This is a genomic window from Halopseudomonas aestusnigri (genome assembly GCF_002197985.1).
GTDB lineage: Bacteria > Pseudomonadota > Gammaproteobacteria > Pseudomonadales > Pseudomonadaceae > Halopseudomonas > Halopseudomonas aestusnigri.
On record NZ_NBYK01000001.1, the window covers coordinates 711,284 to 729,165 of the forward strand.

At 60.2% G+C, this 17,882-nt stretch carries 14 protein-coding genes; 9 read left to right on the forward strand and 5 right to left on the reverse strand.

Annotation, left to right across the window (positions count from 1 at the left end):
* Nucleotides 1-51: 51 nt before the first annotated feature.
* Complete coding sequence (locus B7O88_RS03355) at nucleotides 52-786, forward strand: SapC family protein (RefSeq protein ID WP_088273761.1); 735 nt, start codon at nucleotides 52-54, stop codon at nucleotides 784-786.
* A 47-nt stretch (nucleotides 787-833) separates the two neighbouring features.
* Here B7O88_RS03355 and B7O88_RS03360 read toward each other — a convergent pair whose 3' ends face one another.
* The 5 genes from B7O88_RS03360 to B7O88_RS03380 all read right to left on the reverse strand — a co-directional run bounded on the left by B7O88_RS03360 (nucleotide 834) and on the right by B7O88_RS03380 (nucleotide 5,393).
* Nucleotides 834-1,757 (reverse strand): GGDEF domain-containing protein, encoded by a 924-nt coding sequence (locus B7O88_RS03360; RefSeq protein WP_088273762.1) that lies wholly within the window; start codon nucleotides 1,755-1,757, stop codon nucleotides 834-836.
* A 185-nt stretch (nucleotides 1,758-1,942) separates the two neighbouring features.
* Nucleotides 1,943-2,683 (reverse strand): YciK family oxidoreductase, encoded by a 741-nt coding sequence (locus B7O88_RS03365; RefSeq protein WP_088273763.1) that lies wholly within the window; start codon nucleotides 2,681-2,683, stop codon nucleotides 1,943-1,945.
* Nucleotides 2,676-3,356 (reverse strand): HAD family hydrolase, encoded by a 681-nt coding sequence (locus tag B7O88_RS03370; protein ID WP_088273764.1) that lies wholly within the window; start codon nucleotides 3,354-3,356, stop codon nucleotides 2,676-2,678. The genes B7O88_RS03365 and B7O88_RS03370 overlap by 8 nt, the downstream gene beginning before the upstream one ends.
* Nucleotides 3,356-4,063, reverse strand: a complete 708-nt coding sequence (gene ubiG, locus B7O88_RS03375) for a bifunctional 2-polyprenyl-6-hydroxyphenol methylase/3-demethylubiquinol 3-O-methyltransferase UbiG (RefSeq protein WP_088273765.1) — start codon at nucleotides 4,061-4,063, stop codon at nucleotides 3,356-3,358. The genes B7O88_RS03370 and ubiG overlap by 1 nt, the downstream gene beginning before the upstream one ends.
* On the reverse strand, nucleotides 4,053-5,393 hold the full coding sequence (locus B7O88_RS03380; RefSeq protein ID WP_088273938.1) for a TRZ/ATZ family hydrolase: 1,341 nt from the start codon (nucleotides 5,391-5,393) through the stop codon (nucleotides 4,053-4,055). The genes ubiG and B7O88_RS03380 overlap by 11 nt, the downstream gene beginning before the upstream one ends.
* A 115-nt stretch (nucleotides 5,394-5,508) precedes the next feature.
* Between B7O88_RS03380 and B7O88_RS03385 the strand changes: the two genes are divergently transcribed.
* The 8 genes from B7O88_RS03385 (at nucleotide 5,509) to rpsA (ending at nucleotide 17,692) form a co-directional block, all read left to right on the forward strand.
* The gene (locus tag B7O88_RS03385; RefSeq protein WP_088273766.1) at nucleotides 5,509-6,561 is read left to right on the forward strand and encodes a translation initiation factor eIF-2B alpha/beta/delta subunit family protein; all 1,053 of its coding nucleotides are present in this window, start codon (nucleotides 5,509-5,511) and stop codon (nucleotides 6,559-6,561) included.
* 197 nt (nucleotides 6,562-6,758) lie between these two features.
* Entirely contained in the window at nucleotides 6,759-9,533 is a 2,775-nt protein-coding gene (gyrA, locus tag B7O88_RS03390; RefSeq protein WP_088273767.1) for a DNA gyrase subunit A, read from the forward strand.
* Between the two features lie 2 nt (nucleotides 9,534-9,535).
* The gene (serC, locus tag B7O88_RS03395) at nucleotides 9,536-10,621 is read left to right on the forward strand and encodes a 3-phosphoserine/phosphohydroxythreonine transaminase (protein ID WP_088273768.1); all 1,086 of its coding nucleotides are present in this window, start codon (nucleotides 9,536-9,538) and stop codon (nucleotides 10,619-10,621) included.
* A gap of 5 nt (nucleotides 10,622-10,626) precedes the next feature.
* Nucleotides 10,627-11,724, forward strand: a complete 1,098-nt coding sequence (pheA, locus tag B7O88_RS03400) for a prephenate dehydratase (RefSeq protein ID WP_088273769.1) — start codon at nucleotides 10,627-10,629, stop codon at nucleotides 11,722-11,724.
* A gap of 93 nt (nucleotides 11,725-11,817) precedes the next feature.
* The gene (gene hisC, locus B7O88_RS03405) at nucleotides 11,818-12,930 is read left to right on the forward strand and encodes a histidinol-phosphate transaminase (RefSeq protein WP_088273770.1); all 1,113 of its coding nucleotides are present in this window, start codon (nucleotides 11,818-11,820) and stop codon (nucleotides 12,928-12,930) included.
* A complete protein-coding gene (locus B7O88_RS03410; RefSeq protein ID WP_088273771.1) occupies nucleotides 12,923-15,166 on the forward strand; it encodes a bifunctional prephenate dehydrogenase/3-phosphoshikimate 1-carboxyvinyltransferase in 2,244 nt (747 codons plus the stop codon). The genes hisC and B7O88_RS03410 overlap by 8 nt, the downstream gene beginning before the upstream one ends.
* Nucleotides 15,166-15,855: a (d)CMP kinase gene (gene cmk, locus B7O88_RS03415; RefSeq protein WP_088273939.1), complete on the forward strand. Its 690-nt coding sequence runs from the start codon at nucleotides 15,166-15,168 to the stop codon at nucleotides 15,853-15,855. The genes B7O88_RS03410 and cmk overlap by 1 nt, the downstream gene beginning before the upstream one ends.
* Nucleotides 15,856-16,009: 154 nt before the next feature.
* Nucleotides 16,010-17,692 (forward strand): 30S ribosomal protein S1, encoded by a 1,683-nt coding sequence (gene rpsA / locus B7O88_RS03420; RefSeq protein ID WP_088273772.1) that lies wholly within the window; start codon nucleotides 16,010-16,012, stop codon nucleotides 17,690-17,692.
* The last annotated feature ends 190 nt before the right edge of the window (nucleotides 17,693-17,882 follow it).

Here is a 17,882-nt window from a genome sequence, read left to right on the forward strand (position 1 = left end):
CATTGGAAAAAACGAAATAACCGGATCCAAGTCCGGACAGGGAGTAGAAGGATGTCAACGTTGTTGCTTTACAAGGAAATCAAGGCGCTCAATCGTGATCAGCACAAGGCGCTCAAGCTGAAAACCGATAAGGGTTGCGAGTTTGCCGCAGGCACACACATTGTGCCGCTGGCTGGTCTGGAGTTTTTCCAGGCTGCACGCAGTTATCCCATTGTATTTATCGGTGAAGGCGATGGGCTCAGTCCGATTGCGTTGATGGGTCTAAAACAGGGATTGAACAGTTTCGTTGGCGATTCCGGGCAGTGGCGCAGCAACACATACGTGCCCGCGTTCATTCGTCGCTATCCTTTTGTGCTTGCTCAATCGGACAACGATGAGTTTACGGTCTGCTTTGATGAGGCCTATGCCGGCTGGAACGAAGAGGAAGGCCGTGAGCTGTTTGCCGAGTCCGGTGAGAACAGCCCCTATCTGGACGAGATGATCCAGTTCCTGCAGAACTTCACCGCCGAAATGCAGCGCACCCGCCAGTTCGTTGCAATGCTGCGGGAAATGGATCTGCTGGTACCGCGTACGTTGAAGCTGACCCATGTCAGTGGCGAGAGTTTTGTCCTGAAGGACTTCCACGCCGTTGATGAAGAGCGCTTCCTGGCACTGGCTGACGAGCAGGTCCTGGCATTGAATAAGGCCGGGTTCCTCGGCTGGGTTTACGCCCACCTGATGTCGCTGGGCAATGCCAATCTGCTGTTTGAAGACTATCTGGCGAACAAGCCGGCACAGACTCACTGAGTCTGGACGGGGCGGCGCTCGTCGCCCCGTTTCTTGCTATCTCTTTCCTACTCTTCCCCGACAACCTGATTGCGGCCATTGCGCTTTGCCGCATACATGCGCTGGTCTGCGCGATCCAGCAGGCTGCGTGCGTCGTCGGTGGGTCGCAGCGTGGCATGGCCAAGGCTGGCCGTCATTGGCAGTGGCTGGCCGTCAATCTGGAACTGCAACTGTTCAATCGATTGTCGGATGCGCTCGGCTACCAGGTTGCAGGCGTCGGCGTCAGTGTTGTTCAGCAGGACCACGAATTCCTCGCCGCCCAATCGATAAAGCCCGTCTACGTTTCGCAATGTCGCTGTGACGCAGTCGACTACGGCCTTTAGCGCCTCATCTCCGTATGCGTGACCGTAGTTGTCATTGACGCTTTTGAAGTGGTCAACATCCAGTACCAGCAGTGAGAGCGGCTGCCCGCTGCGTTTGCTGCTGCGAATGTCGCGTTCCAGGTTCTGGTTGAGCGCGAGCCGGTTGCCTGCACCAGTGAGCGCATCGTTCAGCGCGCAGGTCAGAGCTTCTCGGTAGAGAAGTGCGTTGCGCAGGGGGAACAGCAGGGTGGCCAGCAGTCCCTCAATGCTGACGAGCTCAGCCTCGTCGAACCGCGTCTGACGACTCAATTGCAGTTCTCCCAGGTAATCTCCGGCGTGCGACATGCGATAGCTGCAACGGTGGATTCCGTAGTGTCCATGAAGAATCGGGCTGGCTGCGCCGGTATGGCGATACTCCAGCCCATCGATATACAGCAGCTCGCGCAAGGCGTCGTAAAACATGCCCAGCACGCGCTCAAGCTCAAGGCTGGTTTGCAGCGTTTGGGTCAACTCGCGTCGGGTGTCCTGCAGGGTGATATTGGGCTTGCCGTTGCGACGTCGCTGCGAGCAGGTTTGACCGAGCTTTACGCGCGCCAAGTCGAAGTCGATGGTATTTCCCTGAACTGGCATGATTGCTTTATCCGCTAGTCTACTGACAAGGTAGGTAAAGCAAGCAATGTGCCATTATTTAAAGTTCTTTATAATCAATGCCTTAGTATTTATTTGTTCTGGGTTATGGCTGCTTGCGGCAAAAAAATGCCGCCCTCGACCGGGGCGGCGATGGTGGCGCGGCAAGGGATCGTCAATATCCCGTCTTACTGGGCGTCGATCGCCTGACCATTGCAATCCTGGCTATCGGGGCCGAGCAAATAGAGAAATGCGGGCATGATGGCATCCGGCGCCGGATTGGTTTCTACCGGCTCGTTCGGATAGGCCTTGGCCCGCATGCGTGTGCGCGTGGCTCCCGGGTTCAGGCTGTTGACACGGATATGGCTGGTGCCGTCCTGCTCGTCAGCCAGAACCTGCATCATGCCTTCCACTGCAAACTTGCTGACGGCGTAGGGTCCCCAGTAGGCGCGCCCCTTGCGGCCGACGCTGGATGAGAGCAGAACCACGGAGGCATCCGCGGACGCTCTAAGCAGCGGCATCATGGCCTTGGTCAGCAGGAAGGGAGCATTGACGTTGACCTGCATTACCCGCATCCAGGCATCCGCCTTGACGTTGTCCAGCAGGGTGCGCGGCCCGAGTTCGGCGGCGTTGTGTACCAGGCCATCGAGTTTGCCGAAGGTATCGAACAGCTGGTCGGCCAGGTCTTCGTAGTCCTTTTCCGTTGCTGTTTCCAGATTCAGCGGGCACAACGCCGGTTGCGGATGACCGGCTGCCTCAATGGCGTCGTATACCTCTTCCAGTTTGCTCTGGGTACGGCCCACCAGCACAACTGTCGCGCCATGGGCGGCACAACTCAGCGCGCAGGCGCGGCCGATGCCATCGCCGGCGCCGGTAATCAGAATCACGCGTCCGGCCAGCAGGTCGGCGGGGGCGGTATAGTCAAACATGCATTGTCTCCGGGTTGTGCCGGCCGCGCAGCCAGGGCTGCAGATCGCTGGCGGTTTGAACACTGTGGGTAGCCTGCCAGCTTGCAGGGTCTTCGTCTGGCGGCAGATAGCCGTAGAGTGCGGCTATGGTTGTCAGTCCGGCTGCCTGGCCCGCCTGAATATCGCGCAGGTGGTCGCCTATGAAGACGCAGCGTTGCGGATCGGCGCCGAGCTCGGCGCAGGCCTTGAGCACCGGTTCCGGGTGCGGCTTGCCTCGACTGACCTGATCCGGGCAGACCAGGCTGGCGCAGCGCTCGGCCAGACCAATCTGTTCCATCAGCGGTATGCTGAAACGACTCAGCTTGTTGGTCACAACACCCCAGGGCAGGCCCTCGGCTTCCAGCCAGTCGAGCAGCGACAGGATGCCGGGGAACGGTCGAGTGTGCACGCTCAAGGCCTGCTCGTAGCGACTGAGAAATTCCTCCCGCAGGGCATCAAAGCCGGGCTCGCCCGGGCGCGTGGCAAAGGCGGCTGACAGCATGCCGATGGAGCCGTCGGATACCTGGGCGCGGATCAGCGCCGGTGCCACGCGTGGACGCTGGTGGTCGTCCAGCATGGCGTCGATGACGGCCATGAAGTCGTCAACGGTGTCCAACAGGGTGCCGTCCAGATCAAACAGAACGCCGCTGAGCATCAGGCGTCGGCTCCCAGCTGGCAGTAGACCATGTAGTTCACGTCGACATCGCTGCCGAGTTTGTAGGTGCGGGTCAGCGGGTTGTAGGTCAGGCCGGTGATGTCGTGAAGGTCCAGCCCGGCGTCACGAATCCAGCCGCCCAGCTCGGCCGGACGAATGAACTTGGCGAACTCGTGGGTGCCGCGCGGCAGCATGCGCAGGACGTATTCGGCGCCGACGATGGCGAACAGGAATGACTTGGGGTTGCGGTTGATGGTCGAGAAGAACACCTGGCCGCCGGGCTTGAGCAGGCGGGTGCAGGCGCGAATGACCGAGCCCGGGTCGGGTACGTGCTCCAGCATCTCCAGACAGGTCACCACGTCAAAGGTGCCGGCGTGTTGCTCGGCGAACTCTTCGGCGGTGCTTTGTTGGTACTCGACGCTGACGCCGGATTCGAGCTGATGCAGGCGGGCCACGGCCAGCGGCGCTTCGCCCATGTCGATGCCGGTGACCTGGGCTCCGCGCTGGGCCATGGCTTCGGCCAGAATGCCGCCACCGCAACCTACATCCAGTACCTTCTTGCCCGCCAGACCAACGCGCTCATCGATCCAGTTGGTACGCAGCGGGTTGATTTCGTGCAGTGGTTTGAACTCGCTGTTGCGGTCCCACCAGCGGCTGGCCAACGCTTCAAACTTGGCGATTTCGGCGCGATCGACGTTAAGACTCATGGGTATCCCCTTTGGCGATGAGTTCAGCCAGGCTGCGAGCCTGCTGCAGAATGGGTTGTGGATCGATTTCGGTCAGTTGTCCGTCACGCAGCTTGCAGCGCCCGGCAACCCAGACATCACTGACCTGGCTGGCGCTGCAGGTATAAAGCAGTTGGGACACGGGATGATAGAGCGGCTGCTGGGCCAGACCGGACAGGTTGACTGCGGTCAGGTCGGCGGCCTTGCCGACTTCGATGGAGCCGGTTTCCTCCTCCAGTCCCAGCGCACGTGCGCCGGCGAGCGTAGCCATGTGCAGGGCGCTGTGGGCATCCAGTGCGGTCGGGGCGCCGGCGACGATCTTCGCCAGCATGGCAGCGGTGCGCATTTCGCCAAGCATGTCGAGATCATTGTTGCTGGCGGCGCCGTCGGTGCCGAGCGCCACATTCAGGCCGGCGTCCAGCAGGCGCTGAACCGGCATCATGCCGCTGGCCAGCTTCAGGTTTGATTCGGGGCAGTGGATCAGCTGTACGCCGTGCTCGACCAGCAGGTCGAGGTCGTCGTCGTTGATCTCGGTTACATGCACGGCCTGCAGGCGCGGGCTCAGCAGACCCAGCTGTTGCAGGCGACGCAACGGGCGCAGGCCGGTCTGCGCTACCGCGTCGTCTACCTCGCCGGCAGTCTCGTGGAGATGCATGTGAATCGGCATGTCCAGTTCGTCCGCCAGGGTGCGGATGCGGGCCAGGTTCTCATCGCCGACGGTGTAGGGAGCGTGTGGGCCGAACGCGACGCTGATCAGGCCGTTGTGACGGGTGTCATCGCGCAGGCGCAATCCCTTGGCAATGGCCTCTTCAGCATTGCGTGCGCCCGGTATCGGATTGTCTATGACCGGAAAGCACAGTTGGGCCCGGATACCCGCGTCCATGGCGGCGGCCGCGGCTACGTCCGGGAAGAAATACATGTCGGAAAAACAGGTCGTGCCGCCGCGCAGCATCTCGGCAATCGCAAGGTCAGTGCCCAGACGGACAAAATCGGCGTTGACCCAGCGGCCTTCTGCGGGCCATATATGGTCTGTCAGCCATGTCATCAGTGGCAGATCGTCGGCCAGACCACGGAACAGCGTCATCGCTGCGTGGCCATGGGCGTTGATCAGACCCGGAATCAGGACATGGTCTGGCAGGTCGCGTCGCTCGCGCGGATTCAACGCGTTGGCGGAGGCCACTGGTACCATGCCGACGATGCGCCCCTGATGGACTGCCAGGGCATGATCTTCAAGCACCTGGCCGTGCGGGACAACGGGCACGATCCAGCGTGGCACGATCAGCAGGTCGAGCTCGCGGGGCAGCGTGGTCATGTTCAGTTCACCTTGCATCATGGTCGGCAAGTATACCTGCTGGTGGTGCGCAAATGCAGCGTGAAAGTGGCGGCGGTTGCTGACAGGTCGCCGCATCGAAATAGGGGATTCGCTCATGTTGCATGTAGAGACTGTAGCTGTAGACCATCCGTTGCAGGGCTTGGTCTGGTTGCCCGAGGGAAAGCTCCGGGTGCTGGATTTGCGCACGCTTAATGGTCAGCCGGCAGTTGCTACCTGCTCGGCGCCGGCCGAGGTGCTGGCGTTGATGCGTGATGGCGCCGTCTGCGGAGGGGCTGCGCTGGGGATCGCTGCAGCCTATGCGCTGGCGCTGGCTGCGCGCAGGCCGGTTCCTCCGGTTGCCTGGATGGAAGCATTGCAGCCGCTGATGGATGAACTGGCGGCGATACAGCCGATGGCAGCGGCATTGCAGTGGGCGCTGGGCATCATGCGTCAAACGGTTGTCAGTTCGAAGCCGGGGGATGATATGGCGCTGCGGCTGCTGCAGGCGGCGCAGGCTATTCAGGCCGCCGATCGTGAGGCCAATCAGGTGATGGCGCGGCTCGGGGTGCAGCTGTTGCGGCGCCACAAGGCATCTGTTCATCGGATCATGCTGCATGGCTATGGTGGCGACCTGTCCGGTGGCGGTGGTGGCACCACCTATGGGGTCGTGCGCTCTGCAAGTGCGGCAGGGCTGGTGGGCGAGGTGCTGGTCAACGAGGCCCGTTCAACCATGCCGCACGCGGAGGCGGGTGTCTTCGAGCTGGTGCGTGACGGGGTATCCGCCTCCTTGCATGCCGACGTCGAAGCCGGGCGGCTGATGAAATATGACGGGGTTACCTGGGTGGTGGTTGGCGCGGAGAAAATTGCGGCCAATGGCGACGTGATCGGTCCATTGGGCAGCTACGCGCTGGCCATTCTGGCAATGCACCACGGTCTGCGTTTTATGGTGGTGGCATCCACAGCCACCATTGATTCGAGTTTGCCTGATGCTGATGATCTGAGGCCGGATCAGTTGGGATGTGCGCCCGGTGGGTTCGGTGGCGGGGAGATGGCACTGGATGTGACGCCGGTCGAGTTGATAGACGCGATCGTCACTGAAAAGGGCATTATCGAGCAACCGGACGAGGGCAAAATTGCCAATCTGATGAGTGTGCGTCAGCTGCACTGAGACGCTGGCGCAGGTGTGCTTCATGCTCCCGCCGGCGGGTTGTCTGTGGTATCCTCTGCCGCTTTGATCGGGCGGGACGCGTCCCGCTGCGGGCCTCGGCCTGCGGTGCGGGTTGGTCGGCGTGTTCGTCCTCCTTGCGCATGTGACTAATGCTATTGGCATCAATGGGTTGCCGACAATAAAAGGAATGCCGTTTCATGGGTGAACTGGCCAAAGAGATCCTTCCAGTCAATATCGAAGACGAACTGAAGCAGTCCTATCTGGATTATGCGATGAGCGTAATTGTCGGACGGGCACTGCCGGACGTGCGCGATGGCCTCAAGCCGGTGCACCGTCGCGTGCTGTACGCGATGAGCGAACTGGGCAACGACTGGAACAAGCCGTACCTGAAGTCGGCCCGTGTTGTTGGTGACGTGATCGGTAAGTACCACCCGCACGGTGACTCTGCCGTATACGACACTATCGTGCGTATGGCGCAGGACTTTTCCATGCGCTATCCGCTGGTCGACGGTCAGGGCAACTTCGGTTCCATCGATGGCGATAACGCGGCAGCAATGCGTTACACCGAAGTGCGGATGGCCAAGCTGACCCATGAGCTGCTGGCCGATCTGGACAAGGAAACCGTCGACTGGGTACCCAACTACGACGGCAAGGAGCAGATTCCAGACGTTCTGCCGACCAAGATCCCGCACCTGCTGGTCAACGGCTCGAGTGGTATCGCTGTCGGTATGGCGACCAACATTCCGCCGCACAACCTGACCGAAGTGATCAACGGCTGTCTGGCGGTGATCAGCAATCCCGATATCAGCATCGACGAGCTGATGGAGTTCATTCCGGGGCCTGACTTCCCGACCGCCGGTATCATCAACGGCCGTGCCGGCATTGTTGAGGCCTACCGTACCGGGCGCGGTCGCATTTACGTCCGTGCTCGCTGCCATATCGAAGATATCGACAAGGTTGGTGGTCGCCAGCAGATCGTGATTTCCGAATTGCCCTACCAGCTCAACAAGGCACGTCTGATCGAGAAGATCGCCGAGCTGGTAAAAGAGAAGAAGCTTGAGGGTATTACCGAGCTGCGCGATGAGTCCGACAAGGACGGTATTCGCGTGGTAATCGAGCTGCGTCGCGGCGAAGTGCCCGAGGTTATCCTCAACAACCTTTATGCTCAGACCCAGATGCAGAGTGTTTTCGGCATCAACGTGGTCGGCCTGCTCGATGGCCAGCCTAAGATCCTGAACCTAAAGGAGCTGCTGGAAGCCTTCGTACGCCACCGCCGCGAGGTGGTTACCCGTCGTACCGTGTATGAGCTGCGCAAGGCCCGTGAGCGCGGTCACATCCTCGAAGGTCAGGCGGTTGCGCTGTCCAACATTGATCCGGTGATCGAGCTGATCAAGCAGTCGCCGACCCCGGCCGAAGCCAAGGAGCGCCTGCTGGCGACTGCCTGGGCGCCGGGCACGGTGATCGAAATGGTCGAGCGCGCTGGTGCCGAATCCTGCCGCCCTGATGGGCTCGGTGAGGAATTTGGCCTGCGCGACGGTCAGTACTACCTGTCTGCCGAACAGGCCCAGGCGATTCTCGACATGCGCCTGCATCGCCTGACCGGTCTGGAGCATGAAAAGCTGCTCACCGAGTACCAGCAGATTCTCGAGCAGGTTGCTGAGCTGCTGCGCATCCTCAACAGCCACGAGCGCCTGATGGAAGTGATCGTCGAGGAGCTGGAGCAGGTCAAGGAAGCCTTCGGGGACGCGCGTCGTACTGAAATCGTCGCTTCCCGCATGGATCTGACCCTGGCTGACCTGATTACCGAAGAAGAGCGTGTGGTTACCATCTCCCATGGTGGTTACGCGAAGAGCCAGCCGCTGACCGACTATCAGGCGCAGCGCCGGGGTGGTCGTGGTAAGGCGGCGACCGGTGTGAAAGATGAAGACTACGTCGAGCACCTGCTGGTTGCCAACAGCCACGCCACGCTGCTGCTGTTCTCCAGCCGCGGTAAGGTCTACTGGCTGAAAACCTACGAAATTCCTGAGGCTTCGCGCACTGCGCGCGGCCGTCCGCTGGTGAATTTGCTGCCGCTGGAAGAGGGCGAGTGGATTACCGCGATGCTGCAGATTGATCTGGAAGCGTTGCAGCAACAGAGTGCCGAGGAAGGCGAAGAGCTGGATGATGAAAACAGTGTGATCGAAGGCGAGGCTGTTGAGGTCGAGTCCGATGACGCTGACGCTGATGCTGAAGATGGCGACGATGACGACAGCGATGAGCCGACCGGCGCCTACATCTTTATGGCAACCGCGCGCGGCACCGTGAAGAAAACACCGCTGGTGCAATTCAGCCGCCCGCGCAGCAACGGTCTAATCGCGCTGCGTCTCGAAGAAGGCGACACCCTGATCGCTGCAGCCATCACCGATGGTTCGCGCGACATCATGCTGTTCTCCGACGGCGGCAAGGTCATTCGCTTCAAGGAGCGCCACGTGCGCACCATGGGGCGTACTGCCCGCGGTGTGCGTGGTATGCGCCTGCCGACCGGTCAGCGCCTGATCTCGATGCTGATTCCGGAGCGCGAAGCACAGATTCTGACTGCCTCCGAGCGTGGCTACGGCAAGCGCACTGTGCTGGAAGAGTTCCCCCGTCGCGGTCGTGGCGGTCAGGGCGTGATCGCGATGGTGTCCAATGAACGCAATGGCCCGCTTGTTGGTGCTGTACAGGTAGTTGATGGTGAGGAAATCATGCTGATTTCCGATCAGGGTACGCTGGTCCGGACCCGGGTCAGCGAGGTGTCCAGTCTGTCGCGCAATACCCAGGGCGTCATGCTGATCCGCCTGGCGCCGGAAGAGAAGCTTGTCGGTCTGGAGCGCGTGCAGGAACCGTCTGACGAAGACGAAGAAGATGTTGAGCTGGAAGGTGAGGCGGCCGCCGATGGCGAGGCCCAGCTCCCGGCAGGTGATGAGCAGCAACCCGTGGATGATCAGGAGTAATCGTGAGTAAGCGTCTGTTCAATTTCTGTGCTGGGCCGGCCGCGTTGCCGGAAGCGGTGTTGCAGCGGGCTCAGGCCGAGCTGCTTGACTGGCAGGGCAAGGGCCTGTCGATCATGGAAATGAGTCACCGCAGTGATGAGTTCGTTGCCGTCGCCCAGCAGGCCGAACAGGACCTGCGCGACCTGATGTCCATTCCTGATAACTACAAGGTGCTGTTCCTGCAGGGCGGTGCCAGCCAGCAGTTTGCCCAGATTCCGCTGAACCTGATGCCCGAAGGCGGCAGTGCTGACTATATCGACACGGGTATCTGGTCGCGCAAAGCCATCGAGGAAGCCTCGCGCTTTGGTAACGTGAACGTTGCCGGCAGCGCCAAGGCATACGATTACTTCGCGATTCCCGGTCAGAATGAATGGCAGCTGGCCGCCGATGCGGCGTATGTGCACTATTGTCCGAACGAGACCATCGGCGGGCTCGAGTTCAACTGGGTGCCGCAGACCGGCGAGGTGCCGCTGGTAGCAGATATGTCCTCGACCATCCTGTCGCGCCCGGTTGATGTATCGCAATTCGGCATGATCTACGCCGGCGCGCAAAAGAACATCGGCCCGAGCGGTCTGGTCGTCGTGATCGTGCGTGAAGACCTGCTGGGTCGAGCGCGTGCCAGCTGTCCGACCATGCTGGACTACGCCGTCGCCGCCAAGAACGATTCGATGTACAACACGCCGCCGACCTTTGCCTGGTACCTGTCTGGCCTGATCTTCCAGTGGCTGAAGGAGCAGGGCGGTCTGGAGGCGGTCAAGCGCGTCAACGATGCCAAGCAGAAAACCCTGTACTCGGCGATTGATGCCAGCGAGCTGTACACCAACCCGATCAACGTGGCCGATCGCTCCTGGATGAACATCCCGTTCCGTCTGGCCGATGATCGCCTGGACAAACCCTTCCTGGCTGGCGCAGAAGAGCGCGGCCTGCTGAACCTGAAGGGTCACCGTTCGGTGGGCGGCATGCGTGCCTCCATCTACAACGCGGTGCCGCAAGCGGCGGTTGACGCTCTGGTGGCCTATATGGCCGAGTTCGAACAGCAGCACGGTTGATACTCATGTCTGATGAAGATCAGTTGAAGGCGCTGCGCAAGCGCATCGACACCATTGATGAAAAGATTCTTGACCTGATCAGTGAGCGTGCAACTTGTGCGCAGACGGTCGCTCAGGTCAAGCAGAAGGCGCTGGAGCCTGGCGTCAAGCCGGTGTTCTATCGCCCCGAGCGTGAAGCCTGGGTGCTCAAGCACATCATGGAGCTGAACAAGGGGCCGCTCGATAACGAAGAAATGGCCCGCCTGTTCCGTGAGATCATGTCGGCCTGCCTGGCATTGGAAGAGCCGCTGCGTGTGGCCTACCTCGGCCCGGAAGGCACCTTTACCCAAGCGGCTGCACTCAAGCATTTTGGTCACTCGGTGGTCAGTGTGCCGATGGCGGCAATTGACGAGATCTTCCGTGAAGTTGCTGCAGGCGCGGTGCATTTCGGTGTGGTGCCGGTAGAGAACTCCACCGAAGGCGCGATCAATCACACGCTGGACAGCTTCCTTGAGCATGATCTGGTGATCTGCGGTGAAGTCGAGCTGCGTATCCACCACCATCTGCTGGTGGGTGAGAACACCAAGACCGACAAGATTTCCCGCGTCTACTCCCACGCCCAGTCTCTGGCCCAGTGTCGTAAATGGCTCGATGCCCACTATCCGAACGTGGAGCGCGTTGCGGTTGCCAGCAACGCCGATGCGGCGCGGCGGGTCAAGGGCGAGTGGAACTCGGCGGCGATCGCCGGCGATATGGCGGCCGACCTCTACGGTCTGACCCGTCTGGCCGAGAAGATCGAGGATCGCCCGGACAACTCCACGCGCTTTTTGATCATCGGTAACCAGCAGGTTCCGCCGACTGGCGACGACAAGACATCGATCATCGTCTCCATGCGCAACAAGCCGGGTGCTCTGCATCATCTGCTGCAGCCGTTCCATTCCAATGGCATTGATCTCAGTCGCATCGAAACCCGCCCGTCGCGCAGCGGCAAGTGGACCTATGTGTTCTTTATCGATTTCTTCGGTCATCAGCACGATCCGCTGATCAAGGATGTGCTGGAGAAGATCAACGACGACTCGGTGGCACTCAAGGTGCTGGGGTCGTATCCGAAGGCGGTGCTCTAAATCATCAGCGACAAGCTGCAAGCCGCAAGCTGCAAGCATCTGCGGCCTGGTGTGACTTGAAGCTTGCTGCTTGTAGCTTGAGGCTTGTGTTCTATGAGTTGCGATTTTCTCAGCCTGGCGCGTCCAGGCGTGCAGAAGCTGTCCCCTTACGTGCCGGGTAAGCCGGTAGAGGAATTGGCGCGCGAGTTTGGGCTGCGCCCTCAGGATATCGTCAAGCTGGCGAGTAACGAGAACCCGCTTGGTCCCAGCCCTGCGGTGCGCGAGGCCATTGCCGCTGCGTTGCCGGAGCTGACTCGTTATCCGGACGGTAACGGCTTTGCGCTGAAGCAGGCGTTGGCGGCGAAGTCGGGAGTGAATACTGCCGGTATTACTTTGGGTAACGGTTCCAACGATATTCTTGAGCTGGTTGCTCGTGCCTTCGTGGGGCCTGAACATGAAGTAGTGTTCAGTGATCATGCCTTTGCGGTGTATCCGATTGTGACCCAGGCGGTTGGTGCCAAGGCGGTATCGGTGCCGGCAAAGGACTGGGGGCATGATCTGGACGCCATGGCGGCGGCCATCACGCCGTCTACCCGCGTGGTCTTTATCGCCAACCCGAACAATCCGACCGGTACCTGGATTGAGCGCGATGCGCTGGAAGCGTTTCTGGATCGCGTACCCGAGAACGTGATAGTCGTGCTGGACGAGGCCTATACCGAGTACGTTGAAACCGACGACGTTCCCAACGGTGTCGACTATCTCGGGCGCTACAGCAACCTGCTGGTGTCGCGCACATTCTCCAAGGCCTACGGTCTGGCGGCGCTGCGGGTGGGCTACGGCCTGTCACATCCGGCGATTGCCGATGCACTGAATCGGGTGCGTCAGCCGTTCAATGTCAACAGCCTCGCGCTGGCCGCTGCGCTGGCTGCCCTGGAGGACGAGGCGTACCTGATCGAAAGTCGCCGCATCAACCGTATTGGCATGCAGCAGCTGGAAGAAGGATGTGCCGCGCTTGGGCTTAGCTGGATTCCGTCCCGTGGCAACTTCCTGGCTATTGATCTGGGGCGCGAGGCTGCTCCGGTGTTCCAGGGGCTGCTGCGTGAGGGTGTGATTGTGCGGCCGGTGGCCAACTACGGCATGTCGAATTACCTGCGAGTGACCGTAGGCTTGCCGGCCGAGAACCAGCGTTTTCTCGATGCCCTGAAGCAGGTGCTGGCGCGTGTCTAACGTAACCACGCTGTCACAGGGCACGCCGATAATCGGGCGCCTGGCTGTTATCGGTCTGGGGCTGATTGGCGGCTCTTTTGCCAAGGGTATGCGCGAGAGCGGCCTTTGTCGGGAAGTCATTGGTTGTGATCTGGACCCGGTTGCCCGTCGTCAGGCTGTTCCCCTTGGTGTGGTTGACGGTACGACTGCGGATCTGGCGGAAGCCGTCCGGGGTGCCGATCTGATCATGCTGGCCGTGCCAGTGCTGGGTATGCGCGCGGTACTGGCCCAGTTGGCTGCGATGGACCTCGGTCAGGCGGTAATGACCGATGTGGGAAGTACCAAGGGTGCGGTGGCGCTGGCGGTAGAAGAGGTTTTTGGACAGGTGCCGGCCAACTTCGTGCCGGGACATCCGATCGCCGGTTCTGAAAAGAGCGGTGTGGAAGCGTCCCGCGCCGATCTGTTTCGTCATCATAAGGTCATTTTGACGCCTTTGGAGCAGACGGCCGATAGTGCCATCGAGCTGGTGCAGCGTTGCTGGCAGGCGCTGGGCGCCGATGTGGAGCAGATGTCACTGGCCGACCATGACGAAGTCCTGGCGGCCACCAGTCATCTGCCGCATCTGCTGGCCTTTTCGCTGGTCGATACGCTGGCGTCGCGTAACGAGAATCTTGAGATTTTCCGATACGCGGCAGGTGGTTTCCGGGACTTTACCCGCATTGCCGCGAGTGATCCGGTGATGTGGCGCGATGTGTTTCTGGCCAACCGGGATGCGGTACTTCGCAGCCTGGATGCCTTTACTCAGGATCTGGGTCGGCTGCGTGAGGCGGTGGAAACCCGCGATGCCAACACGCTGCTCGGTGTGTTTACCCGAGCCAAGTCGGCACGAGAGCATTTCAGCACTATTCTGGCCCGCAGGGCTTACATGGAACCTATGCAAAGCAAAGAATTCAATTTCATCGCGCGCCCTGGCGGGCAGGTGAGCGGCCGCATTCGCGTGCCGGGCGACAAATCCATTTCCCACCGCTCCATCATGCTCGGCTCCCTGGCTGAGGGTGTGACCGAGGTTGAGGGCTTTCTCGAGGGTGAGGACAGCCTGGCAACACTGCAGGCATTTCGCGATATGGGTGTGGTTATCGAAGGTCCGCATCATGGTCGAGTCACGATCAATGGTGTGGGTCTGCATGGCCTGAAGGCGCCGCCGGGCTCGCTATATCTGGGTAACTCCGGTACTTCCATGCGCCTGCTCTCCGGCCTGCTGGCGGGGCAGGAGTTCGACACCGTGCTGACCGGCGATGCGTCGTTGTCCAAGCGCCCGATGGGACGGGTGGCCAAGCCGCTGCGCGAGATGGGCGCGCAGATCGAAACCGGTGATGAAGGGCGTCCGCCGCTGCGTATCAAGGGTGGCAGTCGCATGATGGGCATGGATTATCAGATGCCGATGGCCAGTGCGCAGGTCAAGTCCTGCATTCTGCTTGCCGGCCTGTATGCCTCCGGTACCACGTCCGTGACCGAGCCAGCGCCGACCCGTGATCATACCGAGCGCATGCTCAAGGGCTTCGGTTATCCGGTCAAAGTCGATGGCGATACCGTCACTATCGAGTCAGGTCACAAGCTGACTGCCTGTCGTATCGACGTGCCGGCAGATATCTCTTCTGCGGCGTTCTTCATGGTTGCCGCCAGCATCTGCGAGGGCGCGGATCTGACGCTCGAGCACGTCGGCATCAACCCGACTCGCATCGGCATCATCAACATCCTGCGCGAAATGGGCGGCAACCTGGAGTTGCTGAACGAGCGCGAAGTAGGTGGTGAGCCGGTTGCCGATATTCGCGTGCGTTACGCTCCGCTCAAAGGTATCGATATCCCGGTGGACCAGGTGCCGCTGGCAATCGACGAGTTCCCGGTGTTGTTCGTTGCAGCAGCCTGCGCCGAAGGGCGCACCATCCTGCGTGACGCCGAAGAGCTGAGGGTCAAGGAGTCGGACCGGATCCAAGTCATGGCCGATGGTCTGCAGGCGCTGGGCGTCAAGGCGGAGCCGACTCCGGATGGCATTATCATCGACGGCGGCCCGATTGGCGGTGGCAGCGTTGAAAGCCACGGAGACCACCGTATTGCCATGTCGTTCTCGGTAGCCGCGCTGCGCGCCACCGGTGATATTCACATCAAGGACTGCGCCAACGTGGCAACGTCGTTCCCGGGCTTTGTCGAACTGGCGCAGTCGGTCGGCATGAAAGTCCAACTGGAGGAAAGCGCGTGATTGATCAACAGGCCCCCGTCATTACCATCGACGGCCCCGGCGGCTCAGGCAAGGGGACCATTGCCGGTCTGCTGGCCCGCCGACTTGGCTGGAATCTGCTCGACTCGGGGGCGCTGTATCGTTTGCTGGCATTTGCCGCCCGCAATCACGGGGTTGATCTGACCAACGAAGCCGCGCTTGAGGCCTTGGCTGCGCACCTGGACGTGCAGTTTGTTGCTGCCGAAGACGGGCGCGAACAGCAGATTATCCTGGAAGGCGAGGACGTCAGCCGGGCTATTCGCACCGAAGCGGTCGGCGCTGGCGCCTCTCAGGTTGCGGCGCTGCCGGCCGTGCGCGACGCGCTGCTGCAGCGTCAGCGTGCGTTTCGCGAGGCACCCGGTCTCGTAGCTGACGGTCGCGATATGGGCACAGTGGTCTTTGCCGACGCCCAGCTTAAAGTGTATCTGACGGCCAGCGCCCAGGAGCGTGCGTCCCGTCGTCATCGACAGTTGCTCGAAAAGGGCGAAACTGCTAATCTGGCGAGTCTTCTAGATGAGATCGTCGCACGTGACGAGCGCGATATGAATCGCAGCGTCGCTCCGCTCAAGCCGGCGGACGATGCCATTCAGATCGACTCCACGCAGATGGGCATCGAAGAAGTACTTGAAACAGTCCACGCAATGGCGCTTGAGCGTAATTTGCTGGGCTGATCAGTTGGTACTTTCCGGGCAACCAGCGACACCGGAAGGCGCATTGAGATAATCAACCCACGCAAGCTGGTGGCGTGGCGGGACAGTGGCTGCACAGCGCGCTCTTGAGCGGCTATGCGGTAGCATCCCAAATACTTAATTTACAGGATTCCAAATGAGCGAAAGCTTTGCCGAACTTTTTGAAGAAAGCCTAAAAACCCTTGATATGGAGCCGGGCTCCATCATCACTGGTATCGTTGTGGACATCGACTCCGATTGGGTCACCGTTCACGCCGGTCTGAAATCAGAGGGTGTCATCCCGCGTGATCAGTTCCTGGACGAGCAGGGTGAACTGACCATCGCTGTGGGTGATGAGGTGCACGTTGCACTGGATGCCGTTGAAGACGGTTTCGGTGAAACCAAGCTGTCCCGCGAGAAGGCCAAGCGCGCCGAATCGTGGAAGGTCCTCGAAGCTGCTTTCGCTGCAGAAGAAGTCGTCAAGGGCGTCATCAACGGCAAGGTCAAAGGTGGCTTTACCGTCGACGTCAACACCATCCGTGCGTTCCTGCCGGGCTCGCTGGTTGACGTACGTCCCGTACGTGACACCACCCACCTGGAAAACAAGGAACTGGAATTCAAGGTCATCAAGCTGGACCAGAAGCGCAACAACGTTGTCGTTTCCCGTCGTGCTGTCCTGGAAGCCGAGAACTCCGCCGAGCGCGAAGCCCTGCTGGAAACTCTGCAGGAAGGTCAAGTCGTCAAGGGTATCGTCAAGAACCTCACCGATTACGGTGCGTTCGTCGACCTGGGCGGCGTCGATGGCCTGCTGCACATTACCGACATGGCGTGGAAGCGTATCAAGCATCCGTCCGAGATCGTCAACGTTGGCGACGAGATCGACGTCAAGGTCCTGAAGTTTGACCGTGAGCGTAACCGCGTTTCCCTGGGTCTGAAGCAACTGGGCGAAGATCCGTGGGTCGCTATCACCGGTCGTTATCCGGAAGGCACTCGCGTGACTGCCAAGGTCACCAACCTGACCGACTACGGCTGCTTCGCCGAGCTGGAAGAAGGTGTTGAAGGCCTGGTTCACGTTTCCGAAATGGACTGGACCAACAAGAACATCCACCCGTCCAAGGTTGTCAACGTTGGCGACGAAGTGGAAGTCATGGTTCTGGACATCGACGAAGACCGTCGTCGTATCTCCCTGGGCATCAAGCAGTGCAAGATGAACCCGTGGGAAGAGTTCTCCAGCAAGTTCAACAAGGGCGACAAGATCTCCGGTTCCATCAAGTCCATCACCGACTTCGGTATCTTTATCGGTCTGGATGGCGGCATCGACGGTCTGGTTCACCTGTCCGACATCTCCTGGAACGAAGCTGGCGAAGAAGCGGTACGTCGCTTCAAGAAAGGCGACGAGATCGAGACTGTCATCCTGTCTGTTGATCCGGAGCGTGAGCGTATCTCCCTGGGCGTCAAGCAACTGGAAGATGATCCGTTCTCCAACTTCGTTTCCCTGAACGAGAAAGGCAGCATCATCACCGGTACCGTCAAGGAAGTTGATGCCAAGGGTGCAGTAATCACTCTGGGCGACGACATCGAAGGCACTCTGAAAGCCTCCGAAATCAGCCGTGACCGTATCGAAGACGCTCGCAACGTTCTGAACGTTGGCGATGAAGTCGAAGCCAAGATCATTGGTGTCGACCGCAAGAGCCGCGTTATCAGCCTGTCCATCAAGGCGAAGGACGTTGAAGACGAGAAAGAAGCCATGCAGGATCTGCGTAAGCAGGAAATGCTGGCCGCTGGTCCGACCACCATTGGTGATCTGATCAAGCAGCAGATGGAAGGCAAGGGCAACTAAGCCTTTCCAGCTGTAAAAAAGGGCGACTTCGGTCGCCCTTTTTTGTGCCCGCCCGTTAGAGCGGCTACAAGCCTCAAGCCGCAAGCTTCAAGTAAAACCCTAGCTTGCCAGGTGCGCGGATTCTCTGAGGATTATGAATACGTGAGAAGGCTTATAGAAAAGACTTGATAGCCCGGTAAGGCAACGCATC

Coding starts and splice junctions, on each gene's coding strand:
- B7O88_RS03380 (WP_088273938.1), bottom strand. CDS start 5,393: ATGACCACGCTGCCCCGCGAGCTCGACCTGCTGATCGTGCCACGCTGG.
- pheA (WP_088273769.1), top strand. CDS start 10,627: ATGTCTGATGAAGATCAGTTGAAGGCGCTGCGCAAGCGCATCGACACC.
- B7O88_RS03355 (WP_088273761.1), top strand. CDS start 52: ATGTCAACGTTGTTGCTTTACAAGGAAATCAAGGCGCTCAATCGTGAT.
- hisC (WP_088273770.1), top strand. CDS start 11,818: ATGAGTTGCGATTTTCTCAGCCTGGCGCGTCCAGGCGTGCAGAAGCTG.
- gyrA (WP_088273767.1), top strand. CDS start 6,759: ATGGGTGAACTGGCCAAAGAGATCCTTCCAGTCAATATCGAAGACGAA.
- B7O88_RS03385 (WP_088273766.1), top strand. CDS start 5,509: ATGTTGCATGTAGAGACTGTAGCTGTAGACCATCCGTTGCAGGGCTTG.
- rpsA (WP_088273772.1), top strand. CDS start 16,010: ATGAGCGAAAGCTTTGCCGAACTTTTTGAAGAAAGCCTAAAAACCCTT.
- ubiG (WP_088273765.1), bottom strand. CDS start 4,063: ATGAGTCTTAACGTCGATCGCGCCGAAATCGCCAAGTTTGAAGCGTTG.
- B7O88_RS03360 (WP_088273762.1), bottom strand. CDS start 1,757: ATGCCAGTTCAGGGAAATACCATCGACTTCGACTTGGCGCGCGTAAAG.
- B7O88_RS03370 (WP_088273764.1), bottom strand. CDS start 3,356: ATGCTCAGCGGCGTTCTGTTTGATCTGGACGGCACCCTGTTGGACACC.
- B7O88_RS03365 (WP_088273763.1), bottom strand. CDS start 2,683: ATGTTTGACTATACCGCCCCCGCCGACCTGCTGGCCGGACGCGTGATT.